The organism is Pseudomonas sp. BTN1, from assembly GCF_001907715.1.
GTDB classification, from domain to species: Bacteria; Pseudomonadota; Gammaproteobacteria; order Pseudomonadales; family Pseudomonadaceae; genus Aquipseudomonas; species Aquipseudomonas paracarnis.
The window spans coordinates 1-24,406 of record NZ_MPBM01000040.1 but is presented as its reverse complement, the minus strand read 5'-3'; the positions used below and the strand labels follow the sequence as shown (position 1 = coordinate 24,406).

Annotated in this window: 26 protein-coding genes and 1 pseudogene; 12 read left to right on the top strand and 15 right to left on the bottom strand. The window is 57.5% G+C overall.

Annotated features, from left to right (window positions below; genetic code table 11):
- Window positions 1-73 precede the first annotated feature (73 nt).
- A complete protein-coding gene (feaR, locus tag BMH52_RS20625; RefSeq protein ID WP_072433825.1) occupies window positions 74-1,015 on the top strand; it encodes a transcriptional regulator FeaR in 942 nt (313 codons plus the stop codon).
- A 131-nt stretch (window positions 1,016-1,146) separates the two neighbouring features.
- On the opposite strand, the gene BMH52_RS20620 is transcribed toward feaR, so the two are convergent.
- The 5 genes from BMH52_RS20620 to BMH52_RS20600 form a co-directional block, all read right to left on the bottom strand.
- The gene (locus BMH52_RS20620) at window positions 1,147-1,902 is read right to left on the bottom strand and encodes an SDR family oxidoreductase (protein ID WP_014719083.1); all 756 of its coding nucleotides are present in this window, start codon (window positions 1,900-1,902) and stop codon (window positions 1,147-1,149) included.
- The gene (locus BMH52_RS20615; RefSeq protein ID WP_073844886.1) at window positions 1,892-2,695 is read right to left on the bottom strand and encodes an SDR family NAD(P)-dependent oxidoreductase; all 804 of its coding nucleotides are present in this window, start codon (window positions 2,693-2,695) and stop codon (window positions 1,892-1,894) included. The genes BMH52_RS20620 and BMH52_RS20615 overlap by 11 nt, the downstream gene beginning before the upstream one ends.
- Complete coding sequence (locus BMH52_RS20610; RefSeq protein ID WP_072433827.1) at window positions 2,688-3,509, bottom strand: molybdenum cofactor biosynthesis F family protein; 822 nt, start codon at window positions 3,507-3,509, stop codon at window positions 2,688-2,690. The genes BMH52_RS20615 and BMH52_RS20610 overlap by 8 nt, the downstream gene beginning before the upstream one ends.
- 13 nt (window positions 3,510-3,522) lie before the next feature.
- Window positions 3,523-3,888, bottom strand: coding sequence for a cupin domain-containing protein (locus BMH52_RS20605; RefSeq protein WP_034134255.1), 366 nt, complete (start codon window positions 3,886-3,888; stop codon window positions 3,523-3,525).
- Window positions 3,889-4,021: 133 nt separating this feature from the next.
- Window positions 4,022-5,320 carry an FAD-binding oxidoreductase gene (locus BMH52_RS20600; RefSeq protein ID WP_020301330.1) on the bottom strand — a complete coding sequence of 433 codons (1,299 nt, stop codon included), beginning with the start codon at window positions 5,318-5,320 and terminating at the stop codon, window positions 4,022-4,024.
- Window positions 5,321-5,527: 207 nt separating this feature from the next.
- On the opposite strand from BMH52_RS20600, the gene hpaR reads away from it, so the two are divergent.
- Complete coding sequence (hpaR, locus tag BMH52_RS20595) at window positions 5,528-5,950, top strand: homoprotocatechuate degradation operon regulator HpaR (RefSeq protein WP_014719078.1); 423 nt, start codon at window positions 5,528-5,530, stop codon at window positions 5,948-5,950.
- A gap of 126 nt (window positions 5,951-6,076) precedes the next feature.
- On the opposite strand, the gene hpaI is transcribed toward hpaR, so the two are convergent.
- The 8 genes from hpaI to BMH52_RS20555 form a co-directional block, all read right to left on the bottom strand.
- Window positions 6,077-6,877, bottom strand: coding sequence for a 4-hydroxy-2-oxoheptanedioate aldolase (gene hpaI / locus BMH52_RS20590; RefSeq protein ID WP_072433829.1), 801 nt, complete (start codon window positions 6,875-6,877; stop codon window positions 6,077-6,079).
- Between the two features lie 16 nt (window positions 6,878-6,893).
- Window positions 6,894-7,697 (bottom strand): 2-oxo-hept-4-ene-1,7-dioate hydratase, encoded by an 804-nt coding sequence (hpaH, locus tag BMH52_RS20585; protein WP_014719076.1) that lies wholly within the window; start codon window positions 7,695-7,697, stop codon window positions 6,894-6,896.
- 11 nt (window positions 7,698-7,708) lie between these two features.
- A complete protein-coding gene (locus BMH52_RS20580; protein ID WP_072433831.1) occupies window positions 7,709-9,013 on the bottom strand; it encodes an MFS transporter in 1,305 nt (434 codons plus the stop codon).
- Window positions 9,014-9,052: 39 nt separating this feature from the next.
- A complete protein-coding gene (locus BMH52_RS20575; protein WP_014719074.1) occupies window positions 9,053-9,445 on the bottom strand; it encodes a 5-carboxymethyl-2-hydroxymuconate Delta-isomerase in 393 nt (130 codons plus the stop codon).
- Between the two features lie 15 nt (window positions 9,446-9,460).
- Window positions 9,461-10,318 (bottom strand): 3,4-dihydroxyphenylacetate 2,3-dioxygenase, encoded by an 858-nt coding sequence (gene hpaD, locus BMH52_RS20570; RefSeq protein ID WP_014719073.1) that lies wholly within the window; start codon window positions 10,316-10,318, stop codon window positions 9,461-9,463.
- 154 nt (window positions 10,319-10,472) lie between these two features.
- Complete coding sequence (gene hpaE, locus BMH52_RS20565) at window positions 10,473-11,933, bottom strand: 5-carboxymethyl-2-hydroxymuconate semialdehyde dehydrogenase (RefSeq protein WP_072433832.1); 1,461 nt, start codon at window positions 11,931-11,933, stop codon at window positions 10,473-10,475.
- A 5-nt stretch (window positions 11,934-11,938) separates the two neighbouring features.
- Window positions 11,939-12,709, bottom strand: coding sequence for a fumarylacetoacetate hydrolase family protein (locus tag BMH52_RS20560; RefSeq protein WP_014719071.1), 771 nt, complete (start codon window positions 12,707-12,709; stop codon window positions 11,939-11,941).
- A complete protein-coding gene (locus tag BMH52_RS20555) occupies window positions 12,706-13,371 on the bottom strand; it encodes a fumarylacetoacetate hydrolase family protein (RefSeq protein ID WP_072433833.1) in 666 nt (221 codons plus the stop codon). Before BMH52_RS20555 ends, BMH52_RS20560 begins: the two co-directional genes overlap by 4 nt.
- 128 nt (window positions 13,372-13,499) lie before the next feature.
- On the opposite strand from BMH52_RS20555, the gene hpaA reads away from it, so the two are divergent.
- The 3 genes from hpaA (at window position 13,500) to BMH52_RS20540 (ending at window position 16,594) form a co-directional block, all read left to right on the top strand.
- Entirely contained in the window at window positions 13,500-14,360 is an 861-nt protein-coding gene (gene hpaA, locus BMH52_RS20550) for a 4-hydroxyphenylacetate catabolism regulatory protein HpaA (protein ID WP_073844883.1), read from the top strand.
- Between the two features lie 514 nt (window positions 14,361-14,874).
- The gene (locus BMH52_RS20545) at window positions 14,875-15,702 is read left to right on the top strand and encodes a type III secretion protein (RefSeq protein WP_224796950.1); all 828 of its coding nucleotides are present in this window, start codon (window positions 14,875-14,877) and stop codon (window positions 15,700-15,702) included.
- Window positions 15,703-15,739: 37 nt separating this feature from the next.
- A complete protein-coding gene (locus tag BMH52_RS20540; RefSeq protein ID WP_256575810.1) occupies window positions 15,740-16,594 on the top strand; it encodes a hypothetical protein in 855 nt (284 codons plus the stop codon).
- A 13-nt stretch (window positions 16,595-16,607) separates the two neighbouring features.
- On the opposite strand, the gene BMH52_RS20535 is transcribed toward BMH52_RS20540, so the two are convergent.
- Complete coding sequence (locus BMH52_RS20535; protein ID WP_073844881.1) at window positions 16,608-17,402, bottom strand: helix-turn-helix transcriptional regulator; 795 nt, start codon at window positions 17,400-17,402, stop codon at window positions 16,608-16,610.
- 490 nt (window positions 17,403-17,892) lie between these two features.
- Here BMH52_RS20535 and BMH52_RS20530 point away from each other — a divergent pair.
- From BMH52_RS20530 to BMH52_RS20505, 7 genes and pseudogenes are all read left to right on the top strand, one after another.
- Window positions 17,893-18,708: pseudogene (locus tag BMH52_RS20530) on the top strand (condensation domain-containing protein); the annotation flags it as partial.
- Between the two features lie 541 nt (window positions 18,709-19,249).
- A complete protein-coding gene (locus tag BMH52_RS29210) occupies window positions 19,250-19,393 on the top strand; it encodes a hypothetical protein (RefSeq protein ID WP_158068761.1) in 144 nt (47 codons plus the stop codon).
- A gap of 90 nt (window positions 19,394-19,483) precedes the next feature.
- On the top strand, window positions 19,484-20,341 hold the full coding sequence (locus BMH52_RS20525) for an McbB family protein (RefSeq protein WP_073844879.1): 858 nt from the start codon (window positions 19,484-19,486) through the stop codon (window positions 20,339-20,341).
- Window positions 20,338-21,147 (top strand): SagB/ThcOx family dehydrogenase, encoded by an 810-nt coding sequence (locus tag BMH52_RS20520; RefSeq protein WP_072433837.1) that lies wholly within the window; start codon window positions 20,338-20,340, stop codon window positions 21,145-21,147. Before BMH52_RS20525 ends, BMH52_RS20520 begins: the two co-directional genes overlap by 4 nt.
- Window positions 21,134-22,333, top strand: a complete 1,200-nt coding sequence (locus BMH52_RS20515) for a YcaO-like family protein (protein WP_073844876.1) — start codon at window positions 21,134-21,136, stop codon at window positions 22,331-22,333. The genes BMH52_RS20520 and BMH52_RS20515 overlap by 14 nt, the downstream gene beginning before the upstream one ends.
- Before the next feature lie 8 nt (window positions 22,334-22,341).
- The gene (locus BMH52_RS20510) at window positions 22,342-23,085 is read left to right on the top strand and encodes an ABC transporter permease (RefSeq protein WP_072433839.1); all 744 of its coding nucleotides are present in this window, start codon (window positions 22,342-22,344) and stop codon (window positions 23,083-23,085) included.
- Window positions 23,085-23,798, top strand: coding sequence for an AAA family ATPase (locus BMH52_RS20505; RefSeq protein ID WP_073844874.1), 714 nt, complete (start codon window positions 23,085-23,087; stop codon window positions 23,796-23,798). Before BMH52_RS20510 ends, BMH52_RS20505 begins: the two co-directional genes overlap by 1 nt.
- 323 nt (window positions 23,799-24,121) lie before the next feature.
- Here BMH52_RS20505 and BMH52_RS20500 read toward each other — a convergent pair.
- A partial coding sequence (locus BMH52_RS20500) for a DUF6124 family protein (RefSeq protein WP_073844872.1) occupies window positions 24,122-24,406 on the bottom strand: 285 nt, incomplete at its 5' end.

The following is a 24,406-nucleotide window of genomic DNA, read 5'->3' as shown; positions in this document are numbered from 1 at the left end:
TGTTGCGTGCATATAGATAACATGTTAACTATTGCGCAGAACAACAAGAATAACGCCACTGCGGAGACACCCCATGAGCATCCCACAGCATGCACCCGACGGGCTCGACAGCTGGAACCGCGAACTGCGCGCCGCGTGCGGCCACTTCGATACTCAGCTGGCTTTCAACCGTTCGCTGTTTATCGGCGAGATCCACAACCTGTCGCGTGGCCTGGCCATCCTGCGCACCAACGCCGGGCTGATCAAACGCCCGACGCACCAAGCCGACCATGACAACGACCAGGAATGTTTCCTGGTCAGCCAGCGCAGCGGCTACTCCCAGATCACCCAGAACGACCAGACCGTACAACTGGCCCCCGGAGAAATGCTGTTGATGGACTCGGTGGGCTCCATCGAAATCACCCCCTTCGGCCTGATCGAACACGCCTCGTTGTCCCTGTCGCGCAGTGCGGTGTGCAAGCACCTGGGCGGCCAGGCACGGGCCTTCGGCAAGATCTCCTCGACCAAAGCCTGCGGGCGCATGCTGCATGTGCTGATGGACCAACTGTGCAAGGACGATTCCGACGAAGACGCCACGCAAGTGGAAGCGCTGCAAGCGGCCTTCGTCTCGCTGTTGGGGTCGGCGTTGGAGCAGGGCGATGAGTGTCGCGAGGGCGTTGCTGCGTTGCACGGCAATAACCTGCGCAGCTATGTACAAAAGGTCATCGATGAGTCCCTGAGCCAGCCAGGCCTGAGCCCGATCGGCCTGGCCAACCGCCTGAATATTTCGGTGCGGCATCTGTACCGTCTGTTTGAAGAACAGGACGACAGCGTCTGCCGCTATATCCAGCGCGCACGGCTCAAGCGCAGTGCGGATGACTTGACCAACCCGTTCCTGCGCAGTGAGTCGATCACCTCGATTGCGTACAAATGGGGCTTTACCGACTCGGCGCATTTCAGTCGGTCGTTCAAGAAGCAGTTCGAGGTGTCGCCCAAGGAGTTTCGTTCCAGCCGGTTGCAGGCGGTGGGGGCATAAACAGCTCCTCGTGATCGTTCCCACGCTCTGCGTGGGAACGCCGCCCCGGACGCTCCGCGTCCCGCTCCAGAAGTCGTGACGCGAAGCGTCACAGGATGCATTCCCACGCAGAGCGTGGGAATGATCGGGTTTCAGATTTCGGGCAGCGTCGCGCCACCGTCCACCACCAGCGTCTGCCCGGTGATATAGCCCGCCAGGTCAGAGGCCAGAAACACCATCGCCCCGGCAATATCCGCCGCCGCGCCCAGGCGCCCCAGCGGCACACGGCGGGCGATGCTGTCATTCACGGCCGCATCGCCCAGGTTATCCATCGCCGGAGTGGCGATCATGCCGGGCTCCACGCCGTTGACCCGCACATTCAACGGCGCCAGCTCCAGCGCGGCATTGCGGATAAACCCATTCACCCCGGCCTTGGACGCCGCATAGTGGCTCAGCCCCGGGTAACCCACCCGGTTGCCGGTGACTGAAGACGTCACCAGCACGCAGCCCCGGCCTTGCTCGCGAAACCTCGGCAACGCCGCCTGGGTCAGCCAGAACAGCGCCGACAGGTTCACCGCCAGGGTGCGCTCCAGGATCGTTGGGGTGATGTCGGCAAAGGCGGTCAGCGGAAAGTACCCGGCGTTGTGCACCAGTACATCCAGTTGCGCCAAGCCTTGGACGCAAGCAAACACCGCTTTGGCATCCGCCAGGTCAACGCCAACGGCTTCAACTTGATGCCCCTGTGCGCACAACCGGGCAGCCACGGCTTCAGCCTGTTCAAGCAGACGGTCAGCAATCACCACCCGCGCACCGCGTTGGGCAAAGGCCTGGACGATGCCCAGGCCAATGCCCTGGGCGCCGCCGGTGACCAGCACGACCTGGCCGCTGAAATCCAGGTCATTCGTCATGGGCAGGCTCCAGGCGCGTAAACGCCAGCGTCGGCACGTCGACGATGCTGGCCCCACCGTCCGCCACCAACGTGGCGCCGGTAATGATCGAGGCGTCGTCGCTGGCCAGGAAGCGGCACACCTTGGCGATCTCGTCGGCACGGGCGGCGCGCCGCAGCGGGACATCGGCACACACCCGTGCATAGGCCTGCTGCAAGCTCTCGCCGTACGCCTCCATCAAAGGCCGCATCTCCGCGTCGGCCATCGGCGTGTGCACCCAGCCTGGGCACACCGCGTTCACGCGCACGCCATGGGGGCCATAATCACGGGCCAGCGAGCGGTTGAGCCCGAGCAGCGCATGCTTGGCGGTGGTGTAGCCACACACCTCGGGGCCTGCCGCCAATGAGGCGATGGAACCAATCAGCACCATGTTCCCGGCGCTTTCCTGCAACAGCGGCAGGCAGGCGCGGGCGCTGTAGAACGCACTGTCGAGGTTGCTGCGCAGCGCGCCTTCCCAGGTGGCCGGGCTGGTCTGGGTCGCGCTGCCTAGCCCGTGGCCACCGGCACAGGCCAGCAGCACATCGAGGCGCCCGCAGTGGCTGCGGATTTGCTGGATAAAGCCGTCCCAGGTGTCCGGGCAGGCGGCATCGCCCACCAGGATCAGCCCGCCGGTGTCCTGCGCCACCTGTTCCAGGGGCTCACGACGCCGACCGATCAGCACCAGCCGTGCGCCTTCCTGTGCGTACAAGCGTGCGCAGGCAGCGCCGATGCCGGTGCCGGCCCCGGTGATCACCACCGTGCGCGGCTCAGTCACGGGGATACTCCGTGCGGTTGAGCACCTGGCAATAGGAACTGATCGGGAAGTTCGACAGCGCGTCGAAGGACGTCCCGGCATAGCCGAAGATCTTGCCGTCGCTGCGGTGCTGTTGCAGGTCGATCAGCACCAGGCCGAGGGTCGGTACGATCTTCTCCTGCCAGACGAACAGGTACAGCTGTTCGGCGATCTTGTAGTAATGGCAGCGGTCGGTGTCGCACAGGCCTTTCTCCACGCCCTCAAGGCATTGCCAGGCGTAGAATTGCGGGTTGAGGTAGATGTGCTCGTAGACCTCGCTGGGGCTGTAGCGATAGTGGTTGCGCAGGCCGACCAACTCGTCGGTGGGGGCGTGCAGGCAGTGGCCGTTCTGCCACGGCCGGTCGAGGCTGCCATGGAGGAAGTCAACCTGTACCGAGGTCAGCGGTTTGCCGGCCAGGGCGCGGTGGTAAAGGCCTTCGTGGGTCTCTGCTGGTTCCGGCATACGGCCAATCACCGCGGTAAAGGAGGCATTTGGTGTGTCCAGCACCAGGCTGATCGACCAGCTTTGCCCGGCCTCGTGCTTGATAAAGTCCACCAGGTACAGGCCCGGGCGAATCGAGCTGGCGCGGTAGGCGGCGCTGCCGCTGGAGTGGCCATCGGCGGCGTGCCAGGCCAGGCGTTCCTGTTCGAAGCGGTGTTCGATCTGCCAGCCATTGGCAAAGTGCAGGGTGAAGGTCTGGCCGGCCAGGTCGGCCAGGTTCGGCAGGATGAAGGCCTCAGGTGCAAACCCCTCAGCCAGGGCGCCTACGGTGATCCAGTCAGATGAATTCGACATGGCAACCCCTCCCTTACACGACGGCGAAGTAGTGTTTGACGAAACTCTCGCTGACCACTTCCCACAGCACGGGCGTGCCCTTGGTCACGAACCAGCTGTCACCGGCCTTGTAGCGGGTGGATTGGCCGGTGGACTCGTCGGTCAGCACCACTTCGCCGGTGACTATCGTGGCCTGTTCGGCGAACGGGTAAACCATGCGGAACTTGCCCTGGGTCGTGCCGAAGTACGCACTGCTGACCGCATCGGTGGGCGCGCCAAAGGTCATCTTGCCGAAGGCGCGTACTTCGCCTTCGAGGATTTGCGAGCCGAGGTCGGCCACGGTGCCCCAGGCGTCGAGTTCCGACAGCTGGACGTTGTGTTTCAGGGTGGTAAGTGTCATGGCAGATGCTCCGATAAGTACGAGATTTTTGTAGGAGCGAGCTTGCTCGCGAAGAACGTCTGGGCACCGCGATTTACCTGAAGGCCCGCGTTATCGTTGACGTTCTTCGCGGGCAAGCCCGCTCCTACAGGGGTTAGCGGCGACCGTTCCAGTAGCCGGATAATTGGTGCCAGGATTTGCCCGCCGTCAGCAGCAGGGGGCGAATCGCGTCCTTGCCGATGATGGTGGGGCGGTGAATCGAGCTGACCAGGTCATAACGCGCCGAGCCTTCGCTCATGCCTTCGGCCAGTACCTTGCAGATGATGTGGCTGGGCGTGACGCCAAAGCCGGAATAGCCCTGCACGAAAAACGCATTGCTGCGCCCCGGCAAGGTGCCCACTTGCGGGAACAGGTTCGGGCTGCACGCCATCGGGCCGCCCCAGGCCAAGTCGATTTTCACGTCCTTGAGGTAGGGGAAAATCTTCAGCATCAGGTGACGGTTCCAGGCTTTCAGGTCGCCGGGAATGTGCTCCACCAAAGGCGTGGCGGCGCCGAACAGCAGGCGGTTCTCGTTGGTGACGCGGTAGTAGTCGATCACTGGGCGGATGTCGCTGTAGGCCCCACGGATTGGGCTGATGCGCTGGATCAACTCCTCGGACAACGGCTCGGTCATCATCTGGAACGCGTAGGTGTTGATGGTCGAGCGGTGCAGTTCTGGCTCCAGCTTGTTGAGAAAGCTGTCACAGGCCCACAGCAACTTGCTGGCGCGTACCGAACCGCGACCGGTGCGCACGGTGATGCGCTCGCCGTAGCTGACTTCCAGCGCCGGGCTGTTCTCGAAGATCTTCACGCCATGGCTGGCCAGTGCGGTAGCTTCGCCCAGCAACAGGTTCAGCGAATGCACATGCCCGCCACCCATGTGCAACAGGGCGCTGGTGTAGGCGGTGGAGCCGATGATCTGCTGCACATCGGAGCCGCCGAGAAAGCGGATTTCGTGCTGGCTGTTGATCGACTTGAAGTCTTTCTCCCAGGCGCGCAGGGTTTTTTCCTGGCGGGCGTTGAAGCCCATGTAGCCGTAGCCGTGGCAAAAGTCTGCATCGATGTTGTACTTGGCGATGCGGTTCTTGATGATGTCGGCGCCCAGGTCGCTGATCTCGAACACTTGGCGCAGCCCGTCTTCGCCCACGTCCTTCTTGATCTTCTCCAGGTCATGGCCGATGCCCGCCATGATCTGCCCACCGTTGCGGCCCGTGCCGCCAAAGCCCAGGTAGCGCGCTTCGAGCACCACAATGTTAGTGATGCCTTTTTCCGCCAGCTCAAGGGCCGTGTTGATCCCGGAAAAGCCGCCGCCGATGACCACGACGTCTGCGTCGATATCCTGTTCCAGGGTGGGAAAGCTGAGGTTGTATTTTTTGGTGGCGGTGTAGTACGTGGGGGTTTCGATGTTGATCATGGCGCAGCCTGAAAAAGTGAAGGAAGGCGCTAAAGCGGATGCCTCCATTAGGGCCCCTGGCGGGCTGGAAGTCTTGATCCTGCGTGCCCGGTTTTTTGATTCAGCGCGCCACGGGCGAGGGCACCTACAAGTTATAGCGCGCTCGCCGGCCGGGAATGTTAGAGTTTCGTTAAACTATTAACTAAATACTTCGTGACCCTGAGCCCTATGTCCACACCTCGACAATCCCTGACCCTGGCCTTGCTGCAAGCGCGCGAGGCCGCGATGAGTTTTTTCCGTCCTTCCCTGAATGAACACGGCCTGACCGAACAGCAATGGCGCATCATCCGCATCCTTGAACAGCATGGAGAGTTGGAGATCTACCAACTGGCGGAACTGGCCTGCATCCTCAAGCCGAGCATGACCGGCGTGCTGGTGCGCATGGAAGCGGCCGGCATGGTGCACCGGCGAAAGGCCGAACAGGACCAGCGCCGGGTGCTGATTACCCTGGCGGACAAGGGCAAAGCGAGTTTTGAGTCCATGAGCCAGTGCATGGAGGCCAACTACCAGCGCTTGCAGGATCAGTTTGGCGAAGAGAAATTCCAGACCTTGTTGGGGTTGCTGGATGACTTGAAGAACATCAAGCGATAAACCAACAGCTGAATCACCACCGATCAAAATGTGGGAGCGGGCTTGCTCGCGAATGCGGTATATCCGTCAATGAATCTGCTGACTGACACGCCGCATTCGCGAGCAAGCCCGCTCCCACAGGGGATATCAATACACTGCGCCAGTGGTGGTGGCCTGTGGAATATCTTTGAACTTCCCGGCCAGGCTTTGCAGCCCCCGCATCAACACCGTGGTATCCACCCCCACCGCCACGAACGTCGCCCCCAACTCGATATAGCGTCGTGCGAGATTTTCATCTGCACTGAGAATCCCTGCGGCCTTACCCGCCTTGACGATACGCACGATGGCGTCCTCAATCGCCGCCTGTACCTGCGGGTGCCCCGGGTTACCCCGGTGGCCCATGGACGCGCTCAAATCTGCCGGGCCGATAAACACCCCATCCACGCCTTCGACGGCGGCGATGGCGTCCAGATTGGCCAGGCCCTCGGCATTCTCAATCTGCACCAGCAGGCACATCTGCGCGTCGGCCTGGTCGAGGTAATCGGCGATGCTGTTCCAGCGCGAGGCACGGGCCAGGGCGCTGCCGACCCCGCGAATACCCTGGGGCGGGTAGCGCAGGGCGCGCACCCGTTCTTGGGCCTGGGCGGCGTTTTCGACCATGGGTACCAGCAGCGTCTGGGCGCCGATATCCAGCAGTTGTTTGATCAGCGCCGTGTCGCCGATCACCGGGCGAATCAACGCCTGGCTGGGGTAGGGCGCGATGGCCTGTAATTGCGCGAGCATCCCCGGCAGGTGGTTGGGCGCATGTTCGCCGTCGATCAGCAGCCAGTCGAAACCGGCGTTGGCCGCCAGTTCCGCGCAGTAGGCGTTGGCAAGGCCGAGCCACAGGCCGATCTGTACTTCGCGGTTGTGCAGGCGTTGCTTGAAGCGGTTGACAGGCATGTCCATGACAGCACTCCTGGGTTCAGACGAAGCGGCAGGCAATCGAGCCGAGCAGGTCGTAGTCGACGTGGAAGGTATCGCCAGGGCGGGCCGCCACCGGGCGGGTAAACGAACCGCCGAGAATCACTTGGCCGGGCAGCAGGGTGACGTCATAGGGCGCCAGCTTGTTGGCCAGCCACGCCACGCCCTTGGCCGGGTGGTTGAGCACCGCCGCCGACACCCCGGACTCTTCGATCACTCCATTGCGATACAACACCGCCGGCACTTTGCGCAGGTCGATCTCGGTGGGGCGCACCGCACGGCCACCGAGCACCACACCGGCGTTGGCGGCGTTGTCGGAGATGGTGTCGAATACCTTGCGGGTGGCGTTGGTGTGCGGGTCGACCTGCTGGATGCGGGCGTCGATGATTTCCAGCGCGGGGATTACCCATTCGGTGGCGTCGAGCACATCGAACACCGTGCAGTTAGGCCCCTTGAGCGGTTTTCCGAGAATGAAGGCCAGTTCCACCTCCACCCGTGGCACGATGAAACGCTCGAAGGGAATGTCGCTGCCTTCGTCGAAAAACATGTCGTCGAGCAGGGCACCGTAATCGGGTTCGGTGATATTCGACGACACCTGCATGGCCCGTGACGTGAGGCCGATCTTGTGGCCCTTGAGCGTGCGCCCGTCCTTGATCTTCTGCGCGACCCATTCACGCTGGATGGCGTAGGCGTCGTCGATCGTCATATCGGGGTAGTCGAGGGAAAACTGGCGCACCTGTTCGCGGCTGCGTTCGGCGCGGTCCAGGTGGGCGGCGGCCGCAAGGATTTGCTGGGAGTCGAGCATGGCAACGGTCTCTAGTGTGGGTTGACGATGGCGGCCTGGGTGCGCAGCACCAGCAAGCCACCGAGGGCGATAAACAGCGCGAGTACGTACAGGGCCAGGCTGGCGCTCTGGGTGGCGTCGCGCATCCAGCCGATCAGGTAGGGCGCGAGGAACGCCGCGATGCTGCCGAACGAACTGATCATGGCGATGCCCGCGGCCTGGGTGGTGTGGGAGAGAAACGCCGGCGGCAGTTGCCAGAACATCGGCAGCGCGGCACTGGCGCCCATGCCGGCGACCACCAGCCCGCCCATCACCAGCAGCGCATTGGCGGGCGCCAGGCCCGCCACGGCGATGCCGAGCGCCGCCATCAGCAATGGCACGCACAGGTGCCAGCGGCGCTCGCGGTGGCGGTCGGACGAGCGCCCACAGCCGAGCATAAAGAAGCAACCGGCCAGATACGGCACGGCGCTGAGCAAGCCGACCTGGCTGTCGCGGCCGATGCCGGCGCCGTGGATCAGGGTGGGCATCCAGAACGCCAGGGTGTTGACCGCCAGCATCACCGCAAAGTACACGGCCACCAGCAGCCACACCTGCGGGTCACGCAGGATGCCGCCGAACGAGGTGATGGTCTTGCGCTGTTCCTCGTTGCTCAGTTGGGTACGTAGTTGCTGTTTTTGCTCGGCAGTCAGCCAGTGCACCGACTCGAAACTGTCCGGCAACCACTTGAGCACCACCAGCCCCAGCAGCACCACGGGCGCGCCTTCGATCAGGAACATCCATTGCCAGCCGCGCAGGCTGCCGACGTCGTGGAAGTTCTCCAGGATCGCCCCGGAAATCGGCCCGCCCAACACCCCGGCCATAGGCACGGCAATGGCAAACAAGGCGGTGACCTGGGCGCGACGGCGCGCCGGGTACCAGCGGTTCAGGAATACCAGGATCCCCGGAAAAAACCCGGCCTCGGCCACCCCCAGTAGAAAGCGCAGCACGTAGAACCCGCGCGCGCTCTCCACCCACAACATGCCGGTGGAGAGCAGGCCCCACACCACCATCAGGCAGGCGATCCAGCGCCGTGGCCCGACGCGGTCCAGGGCAATGTTGCTGGGCACGCCGAACAGTGCATAGGCGATGAAGAACAGACCGGCGCCAAAGCCATACACGGTGTCGCTGAAGTGCAGGTCGCTGCTCATCTGCATCTTGGCAAAGCCGATGTTGATGCGGTCCAGATGGGCGAACAGGTAACACACCAGCAACAAGGGCATCAGGCGCCAGGTCACCAAACGATGGGTGCGGTCGTGCTCGGCAAGCCGCAGGCTTGCAGTGGAATGGGCTGTGCTCATGATGGTGTTCTTCTTGTAGTTGTAGGAGCCGGGGTCGTTTCAGCTCGCCGCGTTGTTCAGGAACGCGTGCACATTGTTCTGCTTGAAGTTGAGCTGCGGGTGCAGCTCGATCATCTCGAACGACAACGCGAGCAAGCGCTGTGCCTGCAGCTCGGCGAAGTGCGCGATGATCACCGCGAACACCGCTTGGGCGACGGCCTCGCGCGTGGTCAGGTCGCGGCCATGGCCGACCTTGAGGGTCATGTGCACAAAGGCATAGTCATGCTTGCCGTCGGCCATGCGCCAGGTGTCCAGGCGTACGCCGCGACTGCGAATGCCGCCCAGCGGAAACACACCGCTGTCGCCCAGCACGCGGTGGACTTTTTCAAACAGGCCGGGCAAGTCGGCCTGCTGTTCGAGGTTGTCGGTGTACTCAGCGATAAAGTGCGGCATGGGGCTCTCCCAGGGTTAAAGCGGGAAAATCGCGTTGATCTGGCCGGTGCCCGAACTGCCGAACGGCGGCGTGATGATCTCGGCCGGCTTGGCATAGTCCGGCCCACCCAGCAGGCCCAGGAGCATGGCGGTGTCGTGCATCTTGCCTTCGCCAAAACAGTGTTCGGCGTAGTCGGGCAACATGGCGCAGAACTCCTTGAAGCGGCCTTGCTTCCACATTTGCACGACATGCAGGTCCACCTGCTTGTCGAATTCGCGGGTCCAGTTGTGGATATTCGCCTCAGCCTCGCGGTCGTCCGAGAACCGATGGGACAGCGAGCCGGACGCCAGCACCAGTACCTTGCGATCGCTCTTTTCAATCGCCCGGCGCACGGCGGCGCCGAAGGCAAAACTGTCTTCCAGGCGATGCCAGGCGCACCAGGCAGCGATGGAAATGACTTTGAATTTTTCTGCGTCGGGCACGCCCATATGCATGTAGCGCATGGGCACCAGGGTGCCGTATTCCAGCTCCAGGCTCGGGATGTTGTGGGCCATGCTGCGCACGCCAGCCAGATTGGCTTCGGCGGCGATCAGCTCACCCAGTTCAGGGCAGCCGGGGTAGGCGTAGTCCATGTTCTTGATGAAGTGCGGCAGTTCGTTGCTGGTGTAGGTGCCCTGGAACTGCTCGCCGCAATTGACGTGGTAGCCGCTGTTGACCAGCCAGTGCACGTCGAACACTACCGCAGTGTCTGCCCCGAGTTCGCGGGCACGCCGGCCGATCTCCTTGTGCCCGGCAATCGCCGCTTCGCGACAGCCGTGATGCTTGCCGGGCAGTTCCGACAGGTACATCGACGGTACGTGGCAGATCTTCGCTGCCAGAACCACTTCGCCCATGATGACTCTCCTGAATAATTATTCTTGTATGGCCTGTGAGGTCCCTGTGGGAGCTGGCTTGCCTGCGATGGCATCGGCTCGGTACGGCTGAAGGACCGCGGTGTCTGCATCGCGGGCAAGCCCGGCTCCCACAGGAGGCTTGTTTGAGCCTGGGCTACACGCCCCAGCGCGGAATGTGATGACTGCCCATGGAAATACACACGTTCTTGATCTCGGCAAACACTTCGAAGCTGTACTGGCCGCCTTCACGCCCGGTGCCCGAGCCTTTGACCCCGCCAAACGGCTGGCGCAAATCCCGTACGTTCTGGCTGTTGATAAATACCATGCCCGCTTCGATACCGCGCGCCAGGCGGTGGGCCTTGCCGATGTCCTGGGTCCAGATGTAGGAGGCCAGCCCGTATTCGGTGTCGTTGGCCAGTTGCAGTGCCTCGGCTTCATCCTTGAACGGAATCAGGCACACCACCGGGCCGAAGATTTCTTCCTGGGCGATGCGCATCCGGTTGTTCACGTCGGCAAACACCGTCGGCTGGATAAACTGGCCGCGGCTCAGGTGCGCCGGCAGGTTGGCCGGGCGTTCCAGGCCGCCAGCCAGCAGCGTGGCGCCTTCCTCCAGGCCGATCTTGATGTAGCCGGTGACCTTGTCGTAATGGGCCTGGGTGATCATCGAGCCGACCTGGGTCTTCGGGTCCTGGGGGTCGCCGACGATCAAGCGCTTGGCTCGCGCCGCGAACTCGGCGACAAATCGCGGGTAGACGCTTTCCTGGATGAAGATGCGGCTGCCGGCGGTGCAGCGCTCGCCGTTGAGGGAAAAGATCGTGAACAACGCGGCGTCGAGGGCGCGTTCCAGATCGGCGTCTTCGAAAATCAGCACCGGCGACTTGCCCCCCAGTTCCATGGAGTACTTTTTCAGGCCGGCGCTCTGCATGATTTTCTTACCGGTGGCGGTGCCCCCGGTAAAGGAAATCGCCCGCACGTCCGGGTGGCGCACCAGTGCATCGCCAGCGGTGGCGCCGTAGCCCTGGATCACATTGAGCACGCCGTTGGGAATTCCGGCTTCCACCGCCAGGCGCCCCAGTTCATTGGCGGTCAGCGGCGACAGTTCCGACATCTTCAACACCGCCGTATTGCCCAGCGCCAGGCACGGCGCGGTCTTCCAGGTGGCGGTCATGAACGGCACGTTCCAGGGCGACACCAGCCCGCACACGCCCACTGGCTGGTACAGGGTGTAATTGAGCATCTGGTCGTCCACCGGGTAGGTGTGGCCGTCCATGCGGGTGCAGACTTCAGCGAAGAAATCGAAGTTGTGCGAGGCACGCGGGATCAACACGTTCTTGGTCTGGTGGATCGGCAGGCCGGTGTCCAGGGTTTCCAGCTCGGCCAGGTGTGGCACGTTCTGTTCGATCAGCTCGCCTAGCTTGCGCATCAAGCGCGCGCGCTCTTTGGCCGGCGTATTGGCCCACTTGGGGAACGCGGCCTTGGCCGCCGCCACGGCCTGCGCGACTTCTTCGGCACCGCCGCTGGCCACTTCACCGATGGCCTCGCCGGTGGCCGGGTTGTAGTTGATAAAGGTGTCTTTGCTTTCGACCTCACGGCCGTTGATCCAGTGTTTGATCATGGTGCTCAAGCCTCTTTGCGCGCGGAGAAAAACTCCGTTTCACTGACAATACGGTTGACCAGGCGGCCCACGCCTTCGACTTCCACCACCACTTCATCCCCCGGTACCACATCGGCCAGGCCCTCGGGCGTGCCGGTGGCGATCATGTCGCCCGGTTGCAGGGTCATGAAGCTGGACAGGTATTCGATGAGGTAGGGGATATCGAAAATCATGTCTTTCGTGCTGCCTTCCTGGCGCAGTTCGCCGTTGATCCAGGTGCGCAATTTCAGGTTGCCTGGGTCGGGCACATCGGCCACGTCGACGATCCATGGGCCGACCGGGGTGGTGGCGTCGCGGTTTTTCACGCGTAGGTTGGGGCGGTAGTAATTCTCGAGGTAGTCGCGGATCGCGTAGTCGTTGCACACCGTGTAACCGGCCAGGTAGTCCAGGGCGTCGGCGCGTTTGACGTTGCGCGCGGTCTTGCCGATCACCGCCACCAGCTCGCACTCGTAGTGCATGTAGGCGATGTTGTCCGGGCGCCAGGTGACTTGGCGGTGGCCGGTGTAGGTGCCCACCGATTTGATGAATGCCAGCGGTTCGGTCGGCGGCGTAAAGGCCAGTTCGGCGGCGTGGTCGGCGTAGTTCAAACCCAGGGCGAACATGTTGCCGGTGGCGGGTGGTAGCCATTGCACCTGGTCTTCGGCCAGCAACCGCCCATCCTCCAGGCGCACGCTGCAGTCGGCTTGCACCAATACGTTGTGGGTTGCACCTTCAAAGCGGATACGTGCGCGTTTCATGCCGATGCCTCTGCTGCAATGGTGTTGCTCAGTCGGCCTATGCCGGTGATGTCGACCTCAACCTGGTCGCCTGGCTGCACATCCACGCGGCCTTCCGGAGTGCCGGTGATCAGCACATCGCCGGGGTACAGGGTCATGAACTCGCTGATCTCGGCGATCAATTGCGGGATGTCGCGTACCCAATGGGCGGTAGAGCTTTCCTGGCGCAGCTCGCCATTGACGAACAGCTTGAGGCTCAGTTGATTGGGGTTGGCCACTTGATCCCGCGCAACCAGCCGTGGGCCCAGGGCGCAAAACCCATCGCGGCATTTAGCTTTGACGGCAGGGCGGTAGTAGCTGTCTTCCGGCAGGCTGAATTCATTCACCACCACATACCCGGCCACATGGGCCATGGCGTTCTCCGGGCTGACACGGCTGGCGCGCTGGCCGATCACCACGCCCAGCGCCGGGCCCGGTTGCAGGCGCTCGCCGTGCGGGTGTAACACCACGCCGTCGTGCCCATTGCGCGTGTTGGGGGTTTTGATAAACAGCACCGGCTTGGTCGGTGGCTGCTGGTAGGGCGCCTGCTGGAAGGCGGCGAGATGCTGGTCCAGCAGGCCTTGGTAGTTCAGCGCAACGCCGAACAGGGTGCCGCTGGCAACATCATGCAGGGTACGGCTCATGCGTTTCTCCTGGCGGTGACGACGGCTGCACAGGCCGTTCGTTAAGTTGTTAACGTTATAATTAATATGTTAACTACCGTCAAGCGTGGCACACTGCGCTGGCCTCACAACAACAAGAAGAGAGCCCCGTGAAGCCGATTCCCAACATCAACATCGGGCAGGTCTACGACCAGCGCTACAGCGACGCCGAGGTGCATTACGACAAGCTCGGCAACCTGGCAGGTTTTTTCGGGCGCAATATGGCGGTGCATCGCCATGACCGGTTTTTCCAGGTGCATTACGTCAAGAGTGGCGGGGTGCGGGTATATCTGGATGACCACCAATACGTTGAATCGGGGCCGATGTTTTTTCTCACGCCGCCCACGGTGGCCCACGCTTTTGTCACCGAGGCCGATGCCGACGGGCATGTGTTGACGGTGCGCCAGCAACTGGTGTGGAGCTTGATCGACGCCGACCCCAGCCTTGCTTGCGGTGCCGCATGTGTGGCCTTGACTGGCGACGCCGAGGGTCTGGAGCCACTCTTCGAGGCGCTGTGCAGTGAGATCAACGCCGAACGGGCAGGGCGCGCCGCCGCCCTCGACAGCCTCACAAGGCTGATCATGATCCGCCTGCTGCGCCTGTGCGCCCACGCCCAGCCCGCACGTCCGACAGCCCATGAAGACCTGCGTATCTTCCATCGCTTCAACGAACTGATCGAAGCCCACTATCTGGAACATTGGCCGTTGGCGCGTTATGCCCAAGGTATTGGCGTGACCCAGGCGCGGCTCAATGAAGTGTGCCGGCGCATCGCCGACCTGCCCTCCAAGCGCCTGATCCTTGAACGGCTGATGCAGGAGGCCAAGCGCCTGCTGTTGTTTACCGGCAGTTCCGCGAATGAAATCTGCTACCAACTGGGGTTCAAGGACCCAGCGTATTTCAGTCGGTTTTTCTTGCGGTACGCGCAGATGACGCCGGGGGAATATCGGGTGCGTCAGTCGGCGATACGCTGAGGATTGTTCGGAGAAAAAGCGCAACGCTGAGGAATTTTCTGATAGCGGTTCGTTGAACGAGAAGGATGTTGTTACCTGTCTGGCAGGAACTTTTCCGACCGCCTGACCACGCATGAGTACTTGTTCAGTGCAGGCTTTCGGCAGCGGCGGTGAGCAAGTAGCGCCTGATAGTTTTCGCTTGTCCTCCTTCAATTAAATGAGACTTCCTACAATGCTCACGCACACTCAGCCTGCTTACTCACCTGCGCACTCAACGTTTACACAGCCTGATAAAACCCTTGATCAACCCGTTACAGATCGACCCAATCCCTTGGGTCAATCACCGGCACATTATCCGATTGGCCCAAGCGTTAACTCAAACCGTGACGCAGAGCTGGGGGAGCTGTTGAGGTTGTTGGGTACATTAGTCGTGGCACTTAAAACATGGATGAGCAGGGAGAATGAGGCGCCGAAACCCCAGCCACCCGTTGTGGCTTACCCAACCCCTGTTGTGAGTTCGCCGCACAGACCACTGATGAATACGCAGACTGCACCTGACACCGTGCCAACCGTTAAAAGTGTATGGAAAGAACAATTGGCGCCCTTCATGAACCGGCCGAACCTGGCCAAGACCCGTAGCGCGTTTGATACCGAACTCGCTGAGATGTTTTCAGATAAAAACTATGAGCCAATCACTACGTTTATGTCTGAAAAACCCAAAGGGCAAAAGCCTGACGACCTGCGCAATGGGTTGCGTGCCACGTATGAGAACTTTCCTTACCTGGGCATCTTGGGCCGAGAGGAGCACGTGGCCGCGATCAAGGTTGTCATGGCTACATTCGGGCAAAGCCCTATCGGGATTTTCAAGCACGTCGTCAAACATGGCGACCACTATGACGTGACGATGCGAGACGGCTTCAAGCTGATAATCACCGTTGAAGAACTTGAACTGGCGGCCAGGGCGGCAAAGTTCAGTGGCGGCGATGAAGGCATGGTCAAGGATGCGCAATTTCTGTTTGGCGTGATGAGCAAGCGCCAGCACATTGAGCTGGCGCGCGAGAGGGCCGCGGACCGTTTCTTCAGCCACTATGAAAAAGACAGCGCGTACCATGCCGAGGCTAGTTATCCGGGTGTACTGGTGGGGGCCGGAGGCGGCATCGACGGTGACACGGCGCTGTCCTATCTGGGGCTGAAAGAACATATGCAGGTCATCGAGGCCAGTGCTTTGGGGGCGCAGGTCGGGGTGCCGTTGGACAAGGGCGGGAGAAACAAGAACGGCGTGATTATTGAGGGCGTGATGGAGGGCCAGTTATACAACACGCCGGTTTCACCGTCATTGAAGGTAGTCACTCTTCGCGGGTAATTTGAAGTGTTCGGTAAGTGTCAGGAGGTTATCCAACATGTTAGTGTCTTGCGTTAATGCTGTTGCTCTTGGTCATGCCAGGGCGAGCGATGCTGTAACTTCTCCAGTTGTTTTGTCTTCTTCCAATCCGCCTGCGCCAGCCAGCGAAGCCAAACAACTCAGTAGCCTGGTAGGCGAGTTGGAGCGTCTGTTGGCGACGTTATCCGCTCGGTTGAAACCCGACGTTGATTCAGTAACTTTGCCTGCGAGTGTCACCGATAACCGCACCGTCAATCGTGACGAATTCTTGAAAGGTACGCCTGCGAATACGGGCATCAAGCCCACTGATATTTTCAAAAGCTTTTACCAATTGACCGAAGGTAATTGCGTGACGATATCCGCCATTAAGGCCGCGATGATGAGATTCGGCCATAACCCTTACGGTATTTACAAATCCATCGTGGTCACCGACACCGGCTATCGTATTGTCACGCGCGATGGGTTCAAGCTGCACATCACCCATGACGAACTGAAGCAGGCCACGGCCGGCGCCAACTTCGGCACCGACCGGCCCAACGATGTTCTGGTCAATGCGCACTTTCTATATGCCGTCAGTGCCAAACGCGCCTACCTCGAAAATAATGACGGGGAGGCTAATAAGAGTTTTGCCGCCGCCATACGCAGCCTCAATGATGGCGAGTATCCGGGACAGGCCTTGCGTCGCCTGGGCTTGAAAGACTTCGTGGCGCCCGCAACCCTCCAGAACTTCCTGAACGGCGCTATCGGCACGGTCACCAGCGGCTTTCATTCGATGGCCGTGGTGGGCGGCTTCCTGGACAAATACGGGCACAAACAACCACTGGAAAGCGGCGATGCAAACCGGCGTGCCGCGGTTGGGCTCAAGTTACTCTAACGTCGTGTGTTTATCAGGCGCCCACCATCCATTTGGCCAGGCCATGCCGGCCGCTCACGCCCAGCTTGGCGGCGGCGCGCTTGAGGTAGGTCTCGATCGAGCTGTTTTTGACACTGAGTTTCTCCGCGATTTGCGGCACGGTACCGCCGGTCAGCAGGCCCAGGCACACCTCCTGTTCCCGCGCCGAAAGGGTGATGTCGCTCAAAGACAAGCGTTTGTAGAACTCACGCTGCAACTGCGATTGTTCCAACAGGGTATGGGCCGGCTCAGTCTCGGCGTGCGGCGCCTGGCGCAGGCTCTGGGCGTGCCGTTCCATCAACGGCAACAGCGTGTCCGACAAGCACTTGAGAAACGACAACTCAGCCAGGGAGAACCCCTGCTGCGTCGGCGGGCGGTAGAACGAAATCACACAGCGTCGATTGCCCTGGCGCGATACCAGATTGCACTGGTGCGAAGTGCCGCGCGGATGCGCGCTGTTGGCCTTGGCGTTCATCTGGATCAGCAGCGGGTCTTGCATGTGCAGCATCTGCCGCAACAGCGGGTGGTCGTTCAGCGCATGCAAGGTCTGGGGCACCGACAAATCCTTTTTCACCCCGGCGCTGCCCAGTAACTTGATGCCCAGCACGCGGTCGCGCAGTTCATCCAGGGTCCATTCGCTGAGGTCTACCAGGTGAATCGGTACCCACTTGCCCACCAACTGCAACATCGTGGCGGCGAAATGTTCGTCGCCGCTGTTTGAAATCAACTCGCCCATTTCGGCATAGAAATGCGGGCCGCAGGTGCCGCCAATACTGGGGGTCAGACTCATAGCCATCTCATCCTTGATGTCGAAAACCGTCAACGGTTGCCCAGGGCCTGTGCAGGGCGCTCCGTACTGCTTGAACGTAACTCGGCGTTCGAGATTTCATTTAGCCATGGGGCTTTGTCCTACGTATGTAGCGGGAACGAGGGACACAAGCTGCCATAAAAACTGCGCCATTAAACCGACGTTTCTCATGAGTTGAGCCGGCTACGTACAGGCGTAAGTTATTTTTAGACTTTGTTAACTTATTGATGTAAATGAGAAATTTATAAAATCAATGGGATATCCAGAGGCTCGGCATGGATCAGCTGTAGCCAATCTCCTACAACGCTTTAATCGTTTCAGCCATGAACCTTCGGCCAAGGCCTATCCATCCATTTGAATGTCCGGGTTTCGGGTGACAGACACCCCCCGGCGCCCATGCTCCAATCCGGCCACTTCGGCGTAATGGGCCACCTCTGCGCGGCCAGTGCCTGACCCCCATGAGAAGGATCTTATGCAGTATTCCTCCAGCCTGCCGGCCCGCTTTCCCCTCACGGGTGCCCAACATGACATTTGGCTCGACCAACTGCGCGTGGGCGATTCGCCGCTGTACAACATTGGCGGCTGCCTGGATTTTGCCGGCAAAGTCGCGCCCGAACGCATGCAGCGTGCCGTCACACTGCTGGTGGCCCGGCACGATGCGCTACGCACTCAGTTGCACACCGACGCCAATGGCCTGCCAGGGCAAACATTCGCCCCTGAGCTGAGGGTGGAAATGGCGCTGCATGATTTCTCTGCGCTGCCCGACCCATCGGCGGCAACCCGAGCCTTGATGCAGGCGCAAATGGCTCGGCCCTACGCCCTGAGCGGCGAGCCCTTGTGCCGGTTTTTCCTGGTCAAACTTGACGATGATCACTACCGCCTTGGCATCCAGGCTCATCACCTAATCCTCGACGGCTGGGGTTTTGGCCAGATGCTGCAATCCCTCGCGCAGCTCTACAGCGCCCTGGAACAGGGGCGCGACGCCGAGCCGCTGGCGCCGTCCTACATCGACTTTATCGACACCGACCAACGCTACCTGCAATCGGCCCGCTACGCCTGCGACCGCGACTATTGGCTGGGCAGATACCAAGCGCTGCCCGAACCACTGCTCACCCCCAGGCACAACGCCAAGACGTCGAGCAACACCTGGGTGCAAGGCTTCCCGGTGCAGTTGCTCAACCGCATGGAGCAGGTTGCCAACCACTACCAGGCGTCGGCCTTTCATGTGTTGCTGGCGGCGATGTATGTGTATTTCACCCGCACCAGCCAACGCCAGGAATGGGCGGTGATGGCGCGGTTGAACGCGGCACGGTCTTTTGCAGGATCGAGGGGTGGATCGGGTAGGACTTTATTCATGGTGTAACTCCGCGTTGGATTAGGGGAAGACACCTGTCGCGACTAAACCAGGGACACGGCTTGCTGGCCTTTTAAAGTTGTTTCAAGGCGCTAACTCGGCGGACCGCTTGTCGGATTTATTACCGTTTTTTTGAAGTTTCACGCCGCTTCCTACGTAGAACTCGCCAGAGAACGGTTGTTGAATTCCGAGGTTGGTAACTTCTAAGATGTTATTTTTTGAAGGAATAATCTGGTGTGTGAAAGTTGATTCATTGCCTCTTCTTTCTGACAATTATTGGTTTTCTGAATTTAATGAGTGAAATTTCCTAATTAGATGTAACTGAATTTCCACAAGGAAAAATTATTTTCGTTGCAAGTTTCTTCTTGTCTACTAAATTGTGAGTGTCACTTCGGTTTGGTGACAATACACGACTATATGAGGAACTTGAAAATGAAAAAATCAGAGTATGGCGAAGTTATCTATGATTTCGACAATGACTATGGATTTAACCCGTATGCTGGCAATGCTGGCGCTTCAGGAAGTCAGGGGGGATGTGGCGGAAGTGGAGGGTGTGGAGGTGGCGGTGGATGTAATGGAGGAAGTGGTGGCTCTGGTGGATGTGGTCACAACTCGATAGAAGAACAATCACTTGCCAAAGAATAGGTTTATTTACCCACTTGACGGGGTTTCTTAGGCAGCGCCTGAAACCCCTACAGGGGATCACATAATGAATATAGCCATTCCTAACTATCAGATTCTCAATTTTGAAACGGAAAGTTTAGTAATATCCGATGCGGGTATCTCTAAGGTGCATTCACGACCGATCTTGAAGGCGTTGCGACAGATACAAATGTCTCCTGCGCTGACGAAGGATGAGTTGGATGAAATACTCGCCGATAATGGCTTGAATGCAGCCAGTGCATTTGAGTTTCTGGAGAAAATAATTCCGTTCACGGCGGCTAAGGAGCTTTATTTTGAAAAGACTATAGTTGTGCATTCGTGGGAAGGGATTGCCGCGGTTGAAGATTTATTTAGACAAGAGTTATCGGGTGTCGTAGAGTTTAAAGATTTTTCAAGTGATATAGTAAGTTCTGTTGCGGGGTTTAGATGTTTTATTGTGTTGTTATGCCATTCTTATGATTATGAGGGCCTGAAAAAAATACATTTTGACTTGGCAAAAATATCACCAGCTAGCGCTATTAGCGTTTGTTGGCCGATGGGCGGTTTTTTTTGCATCGGGCAACCTTATATCTCGGAGGTCGGAAACCCTTGTCATTTTTGTACCGTTGATAGACTTATTCATAATGAGTCAGTCAAACGGGTGAAAAACAACTGGGCATCGGCATTGGCGTTTTGTAAAAATGAACATGTCAATGTGCCCTTTAAGAAGTTAAGTTTGTATCAAGAGTTGGTGGTTATTGGTGCAATTATTAGAAATGTGAAGTTTTTTACTGAGAGCGGCGTTTTGCGCAAGTATCATGATGATGTGTTGTGCTCCTCGTATGTGCAATTAAGTGACGGCAGAATATTTCAAGAGTCCAGTTCCCACTGGTATATCTGCGATTGCCTGGAGGTAAGGAAGTGAAAAATATTCCGCATGACTATTATTTTAGATTTATAGACCCTGCCGTCTATGAGGCAGTGCTTGAGTTTCATAGTAAAGGCAACTTCACATTTCATACAGCGTTTCAACATTGCACTGGCCTCCATACACTGGACGAAGAACATCTGACCCAGTTAACCGGGAATGAGCTCGTACTCTATCCTGATATGGGGCTAACGGTCAGCCTTGGATTGTCCGAGGAAGATAGGGCTGAATGCTTATACAGAAATGAATCATGCGAGAAGTTTTTGTCAGCGTCTCTGAACTTTGAAGTGCTTGAAAAGCTGGTGTCACCTCTTGTCTCTAGGAATGTCGGAGCACACAAACGTGGGTATCCGAGTGCAGGAGCACTCTACCCTGTTGAGATCTTCATTTGTTCACTCGCTGAGAGTAATGCAGACTGGCCCATTAAAGAGCGCGTTTTGCACTTGCTTCCTAGTTCTAGGAGGTTTGAAGTGATGCAGGTGGATGTGGATTTTGAATATGTGAAGGCGGCTATAATGGGTTCGTCTGGAGAACAGCTTGGTTTTCCGAGTTTGGCTATTGTTTATTCAGTCTATATGCCTAAAAATATTTTCAAATATAGGTATCGTGGTTATCGCATGGCGCTTATGGAAGTTGGCTCTATTTATATGCTTGTGGAGATTCAAGCAAAAAAATTAGGACTTGCCTGCCGCCCGTGGTCTGCTTATACGGACTCCATGGTATGTAAGTTGCTGGGGGTTAACCCCGCTCTGTTTCTTCCTGTATGTATTCATTTAATAGGTAAGCAGCATGAAACTTGTTAATGCAATGCAGAAGCCGGATCTTCCTGGAGCATTATTGTTTCAACCTGCCGGACTGCTCTATTTACCAAATTCTGTAGAGGTGTCAGACGCTCTTTCAGTTAACGGGTCAGGGGTGGGCGGGGGCGCACGCTCTATCAAAACTGCCTTGGGAGAGTATTTTGAAAGGCGTCATTTTTATAGAGAGATTTTGTCGATAAAGCGCGGCTTTCTTAGTGACTCGTTGACGAGAGCTGAAGTTGATAGTTTTGCCAGCGCTCTTACACAGACGGCTTCAAGGCTGATATCAATTGAAGAGGTTAAAAAACATCACTTCTCACTGACGCAAGTCATGAGAGCTTCTGATTTTTCTGAGTGCTTAATTCCCACTGTATGTATTTCTCTTTCTGCGCACGGCCTCGAAAAGGATAATTTTTTATATCCGCTGAGAGACACCTGTGGGTGCAGCTTTTACTGGAACGTAGATGTTGCGTTTTTAGGAGCTGTAAAAGAGTATCTTGAACGACAATTTCTACTGAGGTTTTGGCTGACTAAGCAATGCCAAGCACTGTTCTCGCTCGGTAAAGTTGAGTGTCTGTTACGAGGGAGGAATGTTAAATATTTATATGATGCGCTAATATTTTCCGGCGAGGTTTCCATTTTCGATATTTCTGACAAACGTTTTCCTGGGGTTTGTTTGTTGGCGGTTTATGGCCAAAACGATAGTGATCGACATGTGAAGTATTGTGCGGGTATGTCCTATTCAGGTGACGTCGGCGAAGCGTTGGAAAAAGCGCTGCTTGAGCTGTGGCAAACTTATCGTTTTATGGATTTGTTTAAATCGATCGGGTCTGATGAGCGAAAAGTGGAGGATGACTATCTTCGCTATTTTATGACCTGTAATGAGTATGGTACCTATTGTGAAATAACCGATTATGTGGTTGCTGATGGTGACGATAGGGAGACTTCTTTGGAGTTTTCATTGGAGGTTTTTCTGTCGGTGCTTAATGGGTTGGGTGTGTCGGGTTATTTTTATTCTCGGCGCGCCAGGATTAATGGGGTTAATTGCGTCTTTGCAAAGTATGTTTCACCTGATCTGTTTCTTCATATGAATAATTCAAGAAACATAAATCTGAGAAATAGTTATTCCAAAAGTTTTGAATCCTTAATGTTTTCGTCTCGTCTGAATAGAATGGTACCGTTTCCATGAGGTGAGCTATGCGTATTTACCCATTATTTAAACCTTTCTTGCTGGCGAAGCTTTTTATCAAGGAACAGTTGAAAGAGCCGGTCGCCCTGTTATGGGTCGTAATATCCCCTGTGGTAACCTTCTACTTGATTAGTTACGCCGGGTACTCTGGCAGAGAAACTTTACGTGACTACGCATCTGCCACTTCATGGTTTTACGCTTTCATCTCTTCAAGCGTGGCACTTTTTGGTTTGGCGTTTTATATAGTGGGGCGAAGAGAAAGTGGTTTTTTGCGTTCTTTTGTGTATGCAAAACGTACCAAGATCACCTTTCTCGCTGGGCAGTTTTTAGCGTACTCATTTATGTCGGTTATTTATTGCTCGGTGTTTTATGTGCTGACGCGGGGCTATTTTGGTTTGATGGCCCTGGAAGAGTGGTTGGTTATTGTTGGTCGTTTCTATATGTGTTTTTTGCTTTTCTCTACGCCATCCTTATTGTTGACGCTGGTGCCCATAGGCTTTCAAAATACTAATACTCTTTTCTCCATATTATCAGTCTCTATGTTGGCGCTGGGTATCGGTAGCCTTAGCACCTCGTATTCACTATTTAACTTAATCGGTCTTTTTAATCCGATGGGGTGGGCCAATCGCCTGATGTTGGTGGGGGTAACCGGGTCCGCTACGTTGGTAGCGTCGATTTTAGGAATGATCATTGTCACAGGGTGGTTTGTGTTCCGATTTTTACTCATCAACCCCGTTTGGAGTCGGTACTGATGAAACGGCTAATCGTGGATGCACTGGACGTTAGGTACGGTCAGCATATTTTATTCAAGAGTGCCTCATTGGAAGTCGAGGCCGGCACAATGACAGGTTTGTTGGGGCCTAATGGTTCCGGAAAAACTACGTTTTTTGACGTAATCTGTGGCCTGAAGAAATTGAATGGCGGTGAAGTGCAACATTCATTTTCCAAGCTACTTTACCTGTCACAGATCATCGCAACGCCTCCAGTATTTCGAATGTTCGATGTTTTTAACATGATGATGCTTTTTTGCTCCGATACGCGCGTTACCCAGCGGCACGCTTTGGAAAAAATTGAAAAGTGGAGCCCTGGTATTGCTGAACGCTATTGCGAAATCTGGAAGAAGAAATCATCCCTTTGCAGCTATGGTGAAAAGCGCTGGTTTTTCACCTTGTCGTTATTGTCCGTTAACGCAGACCTTGTGATTTTGGATGAGCCCACCGCAGGCGTTGACCCGGAGTTCCGTTACCACATTTGGCGTTGTTTGGAGGGAGCAGCGGCGGAAGGTGTGGCAATACTCGTGTCTTCGCATAACATCGATGAGATCGTCACTCACTGCGATGACTTTTACATGCTGAGCCAACAACGCTTTAATCATTTTTCCAATGCCGCGGGCTTTTTGAGCAGGTATGGCGGCAATACTTTGGATGAGGCATTTATTCACGCGGCGAGCCTGCCCAGAACTTGAGATGCTGGTAGCGGTGTCTGAATGCTTGCGAGAGGGGAACGGGTTTCTCCGCGATAGTGGTCCTCGATGGAGATATCACCATAGCGGGCAAGCCTGACGCTTATCAGTTGAGACTGACCGGTAACTATGGCGAGGGAGTTTGATCCCGTGACGGCCTGACAGCCGATATTGATTCGACTGATGCCCTGCGAACCCATGTGGGAGCTGGCTTGCCCGCGAAGAACCTCAACGATAACGCGCACCTCCTGAATAAACGCGGCGCCTGTGAGTTTTTCGCGAGCAAGCTCGCTCCTACAAAATGGGGCCAAACCCGCTTTTACATTTTAAGTTGTTGGCTTCAAAGGCTTCACGCATTCAATAGAGCGATCTACCGTCGTCTTGGCAATCTCCAACAAATGCCACACCGCCAGAATCTTCGCCCGCCCTGGGTTATCCAGCAGCTCGCCGCAATCGAGCGCCGTTGCCGAAGCGCTGTCGAGCAAGCTGGCGGTGTAGAGCAAAGCATCTTCAAAACTCAGGTCGTCGTTGACGTTGTGGAAACCCTGGCTGGGCAGGTAATGGTCGATGGCGCGGTTGAACGCGGCACGGTCTTTTGCAGGATCGAGGGG

Excerpts from the sequence above, each read along its gene's own strand:
- feaR (WP_072433825.1), top strand. The coding sequence starts at position 74 with ATGAGCATCCCACAGCATGCACCCGACGGGCTCGACAGCTGGAACCGC.
- BMH52_RS20620 (WP_014719083.1), bottom strand. The coding sequence starts at position 1,902 with ATGACGAATGACCTGGATTTCAGCGGCCAGGTCGTGCTGGTCACCGGC.
- BMH52_RS20610 (WP_072433827.1), bottom strand. The coding sequence starts at position 3,509 with ATGTCGAATTCATCTGACTGGATCACCGTAGGCGCCCTGGCTGAGGGG.
- BMH52_RS20605 (WP_034134255.1), bottom strand. The coding sequence starts at position 3,888 with ATGACACTTACCACCCTGAAACACAACGTCCAGCTGTCGGAACTCGAC.
- BMH52_RS20600 (WP_020301330.1), bottom strand. The coding sequence starts at position 5,320 with ATGATCAACATCGAAACCCCCACGTACTACACCGCCACCAAAAAATAC.
- hpaR (WP_014719078.1), top strand. The coding sequence starts at position 5,528 with ATGTCCACACCTCGACAATCCCTGACCCTGGCCTTGCTGCAAGCGCGC.
- hpaI (WP_072433829.1), bottom strand. The coding sequence starts at position 6,877 with ATGGACATGCCTGTCAACCGCTTCAAGCAACGCCTGCACAACCGCGAA.
- hpaH (WP_014719076.1), bottom strand. The coding sequence starts at position 7,697 with ATGCTCGACTCCCAGCAAATCCTTGCGGCCGCCGCCCACCTGGACCGC.
- BMH52_RS20580 (WP_072433831.1), bottom strand. The coding sequence starts at position 9,013 with ATGAGCACAGCCCATTCCACTGCAAGCCTGCGGCTTGCCGAGCACGAC.
- BMH52_RS20575 (WP_014719074.1), bottom strand. The coding sequence starts at position 9,445 with ATGCCGCACTTTATCGCTGAGTACACCGACAACCTCGAACAGCAGGCC.
- hpaD (WP_014719073.1), bottom strand. The coding sequence starts at position 10,318 with ATGGGCGAAGTGGTTCTGGCAGCGAAGATCTGCCACGTACCGTCGATG.
- hpaE (WP_072433832.1), bottom strand. The coding sequence starts at position 11,933 with ATGATCAAACACTGGATCAACGGCCGTGAGGTCGAAAGCAAAGACACC.
- BMH52_RS20560 (WP_014719071.1), bottom strand. The coding sequence starts at position 12,709 with ATGAAACGCGCACGTATCCGCTTTGAAGGTGCAACCCACAACGTATTG.
- BMH52_RS20555 (WP_072433833.1), bottom strand. The coding sequence starts at position 13,371 with ATGAGCCGTACCCTGCATGATGTTGCCAGCGGCACCCTGTTCGGCGTT.
- BMH52_RS20545 (WP_224796950.1), top strand. The coding sequence starts at position 14,875 with ATGAATACGCAGACTGCACCTGACACCGTGCCAACCGTTAAAAGTGTA.
- BMH52_RS20540 (WP_256575810.1), top strand. The coding sequence starts at position 15,740 with ATGTTAGTGTCTTGCGTTAATGCTGTTGCTCTTGGTCATGCCAGGGCG.
- BMH52_RS20535 (WP_073844881.1), bottom strand. The coding sequence starts at position 17,402 with ATGAGTCTGACCCCCAGTATTGGCGGCACCTGCGGCCCGCATTTCTAT.
- BMH52_RS29210 (WP_158068761.1), top strand. The coding sequence starts at position 19,250 with ATGACTATGGATTTAACCCGTATGCTGGCAATGCTGGCGCTTCAGGAA.
- BMH52_RS20525 (WP_073844879.1), top strand. The coding sequence starts at position 19,484 with ATGAATATAGCCATTCCTAACTATCAGATTCTCAATTTTGAAACGGAA.
- BMH52_RS20515 (WP_073844876.1), top strand. The coding sequence starts at position 21,134 with ATGAAACTTGTTAATGCAATGCAGAAGCCGGATCTTCCTGGAGCATTA.
- BMH52_RS20510 (WP_072433839.1), top strand. The coding sequence starts at position 22,342 with ATGCGTATTTACCCATTATTTAAACCTTTCTTGCTGGCGAAGCTTTTT.
- BMH52_RS20505 (WP_073844874.1), top strand. The coding sequence starts at position 23,085 with ATGAAACGGCTAATCGTGGATGCACTGGACGTTAGGTACGGTCAGCAT.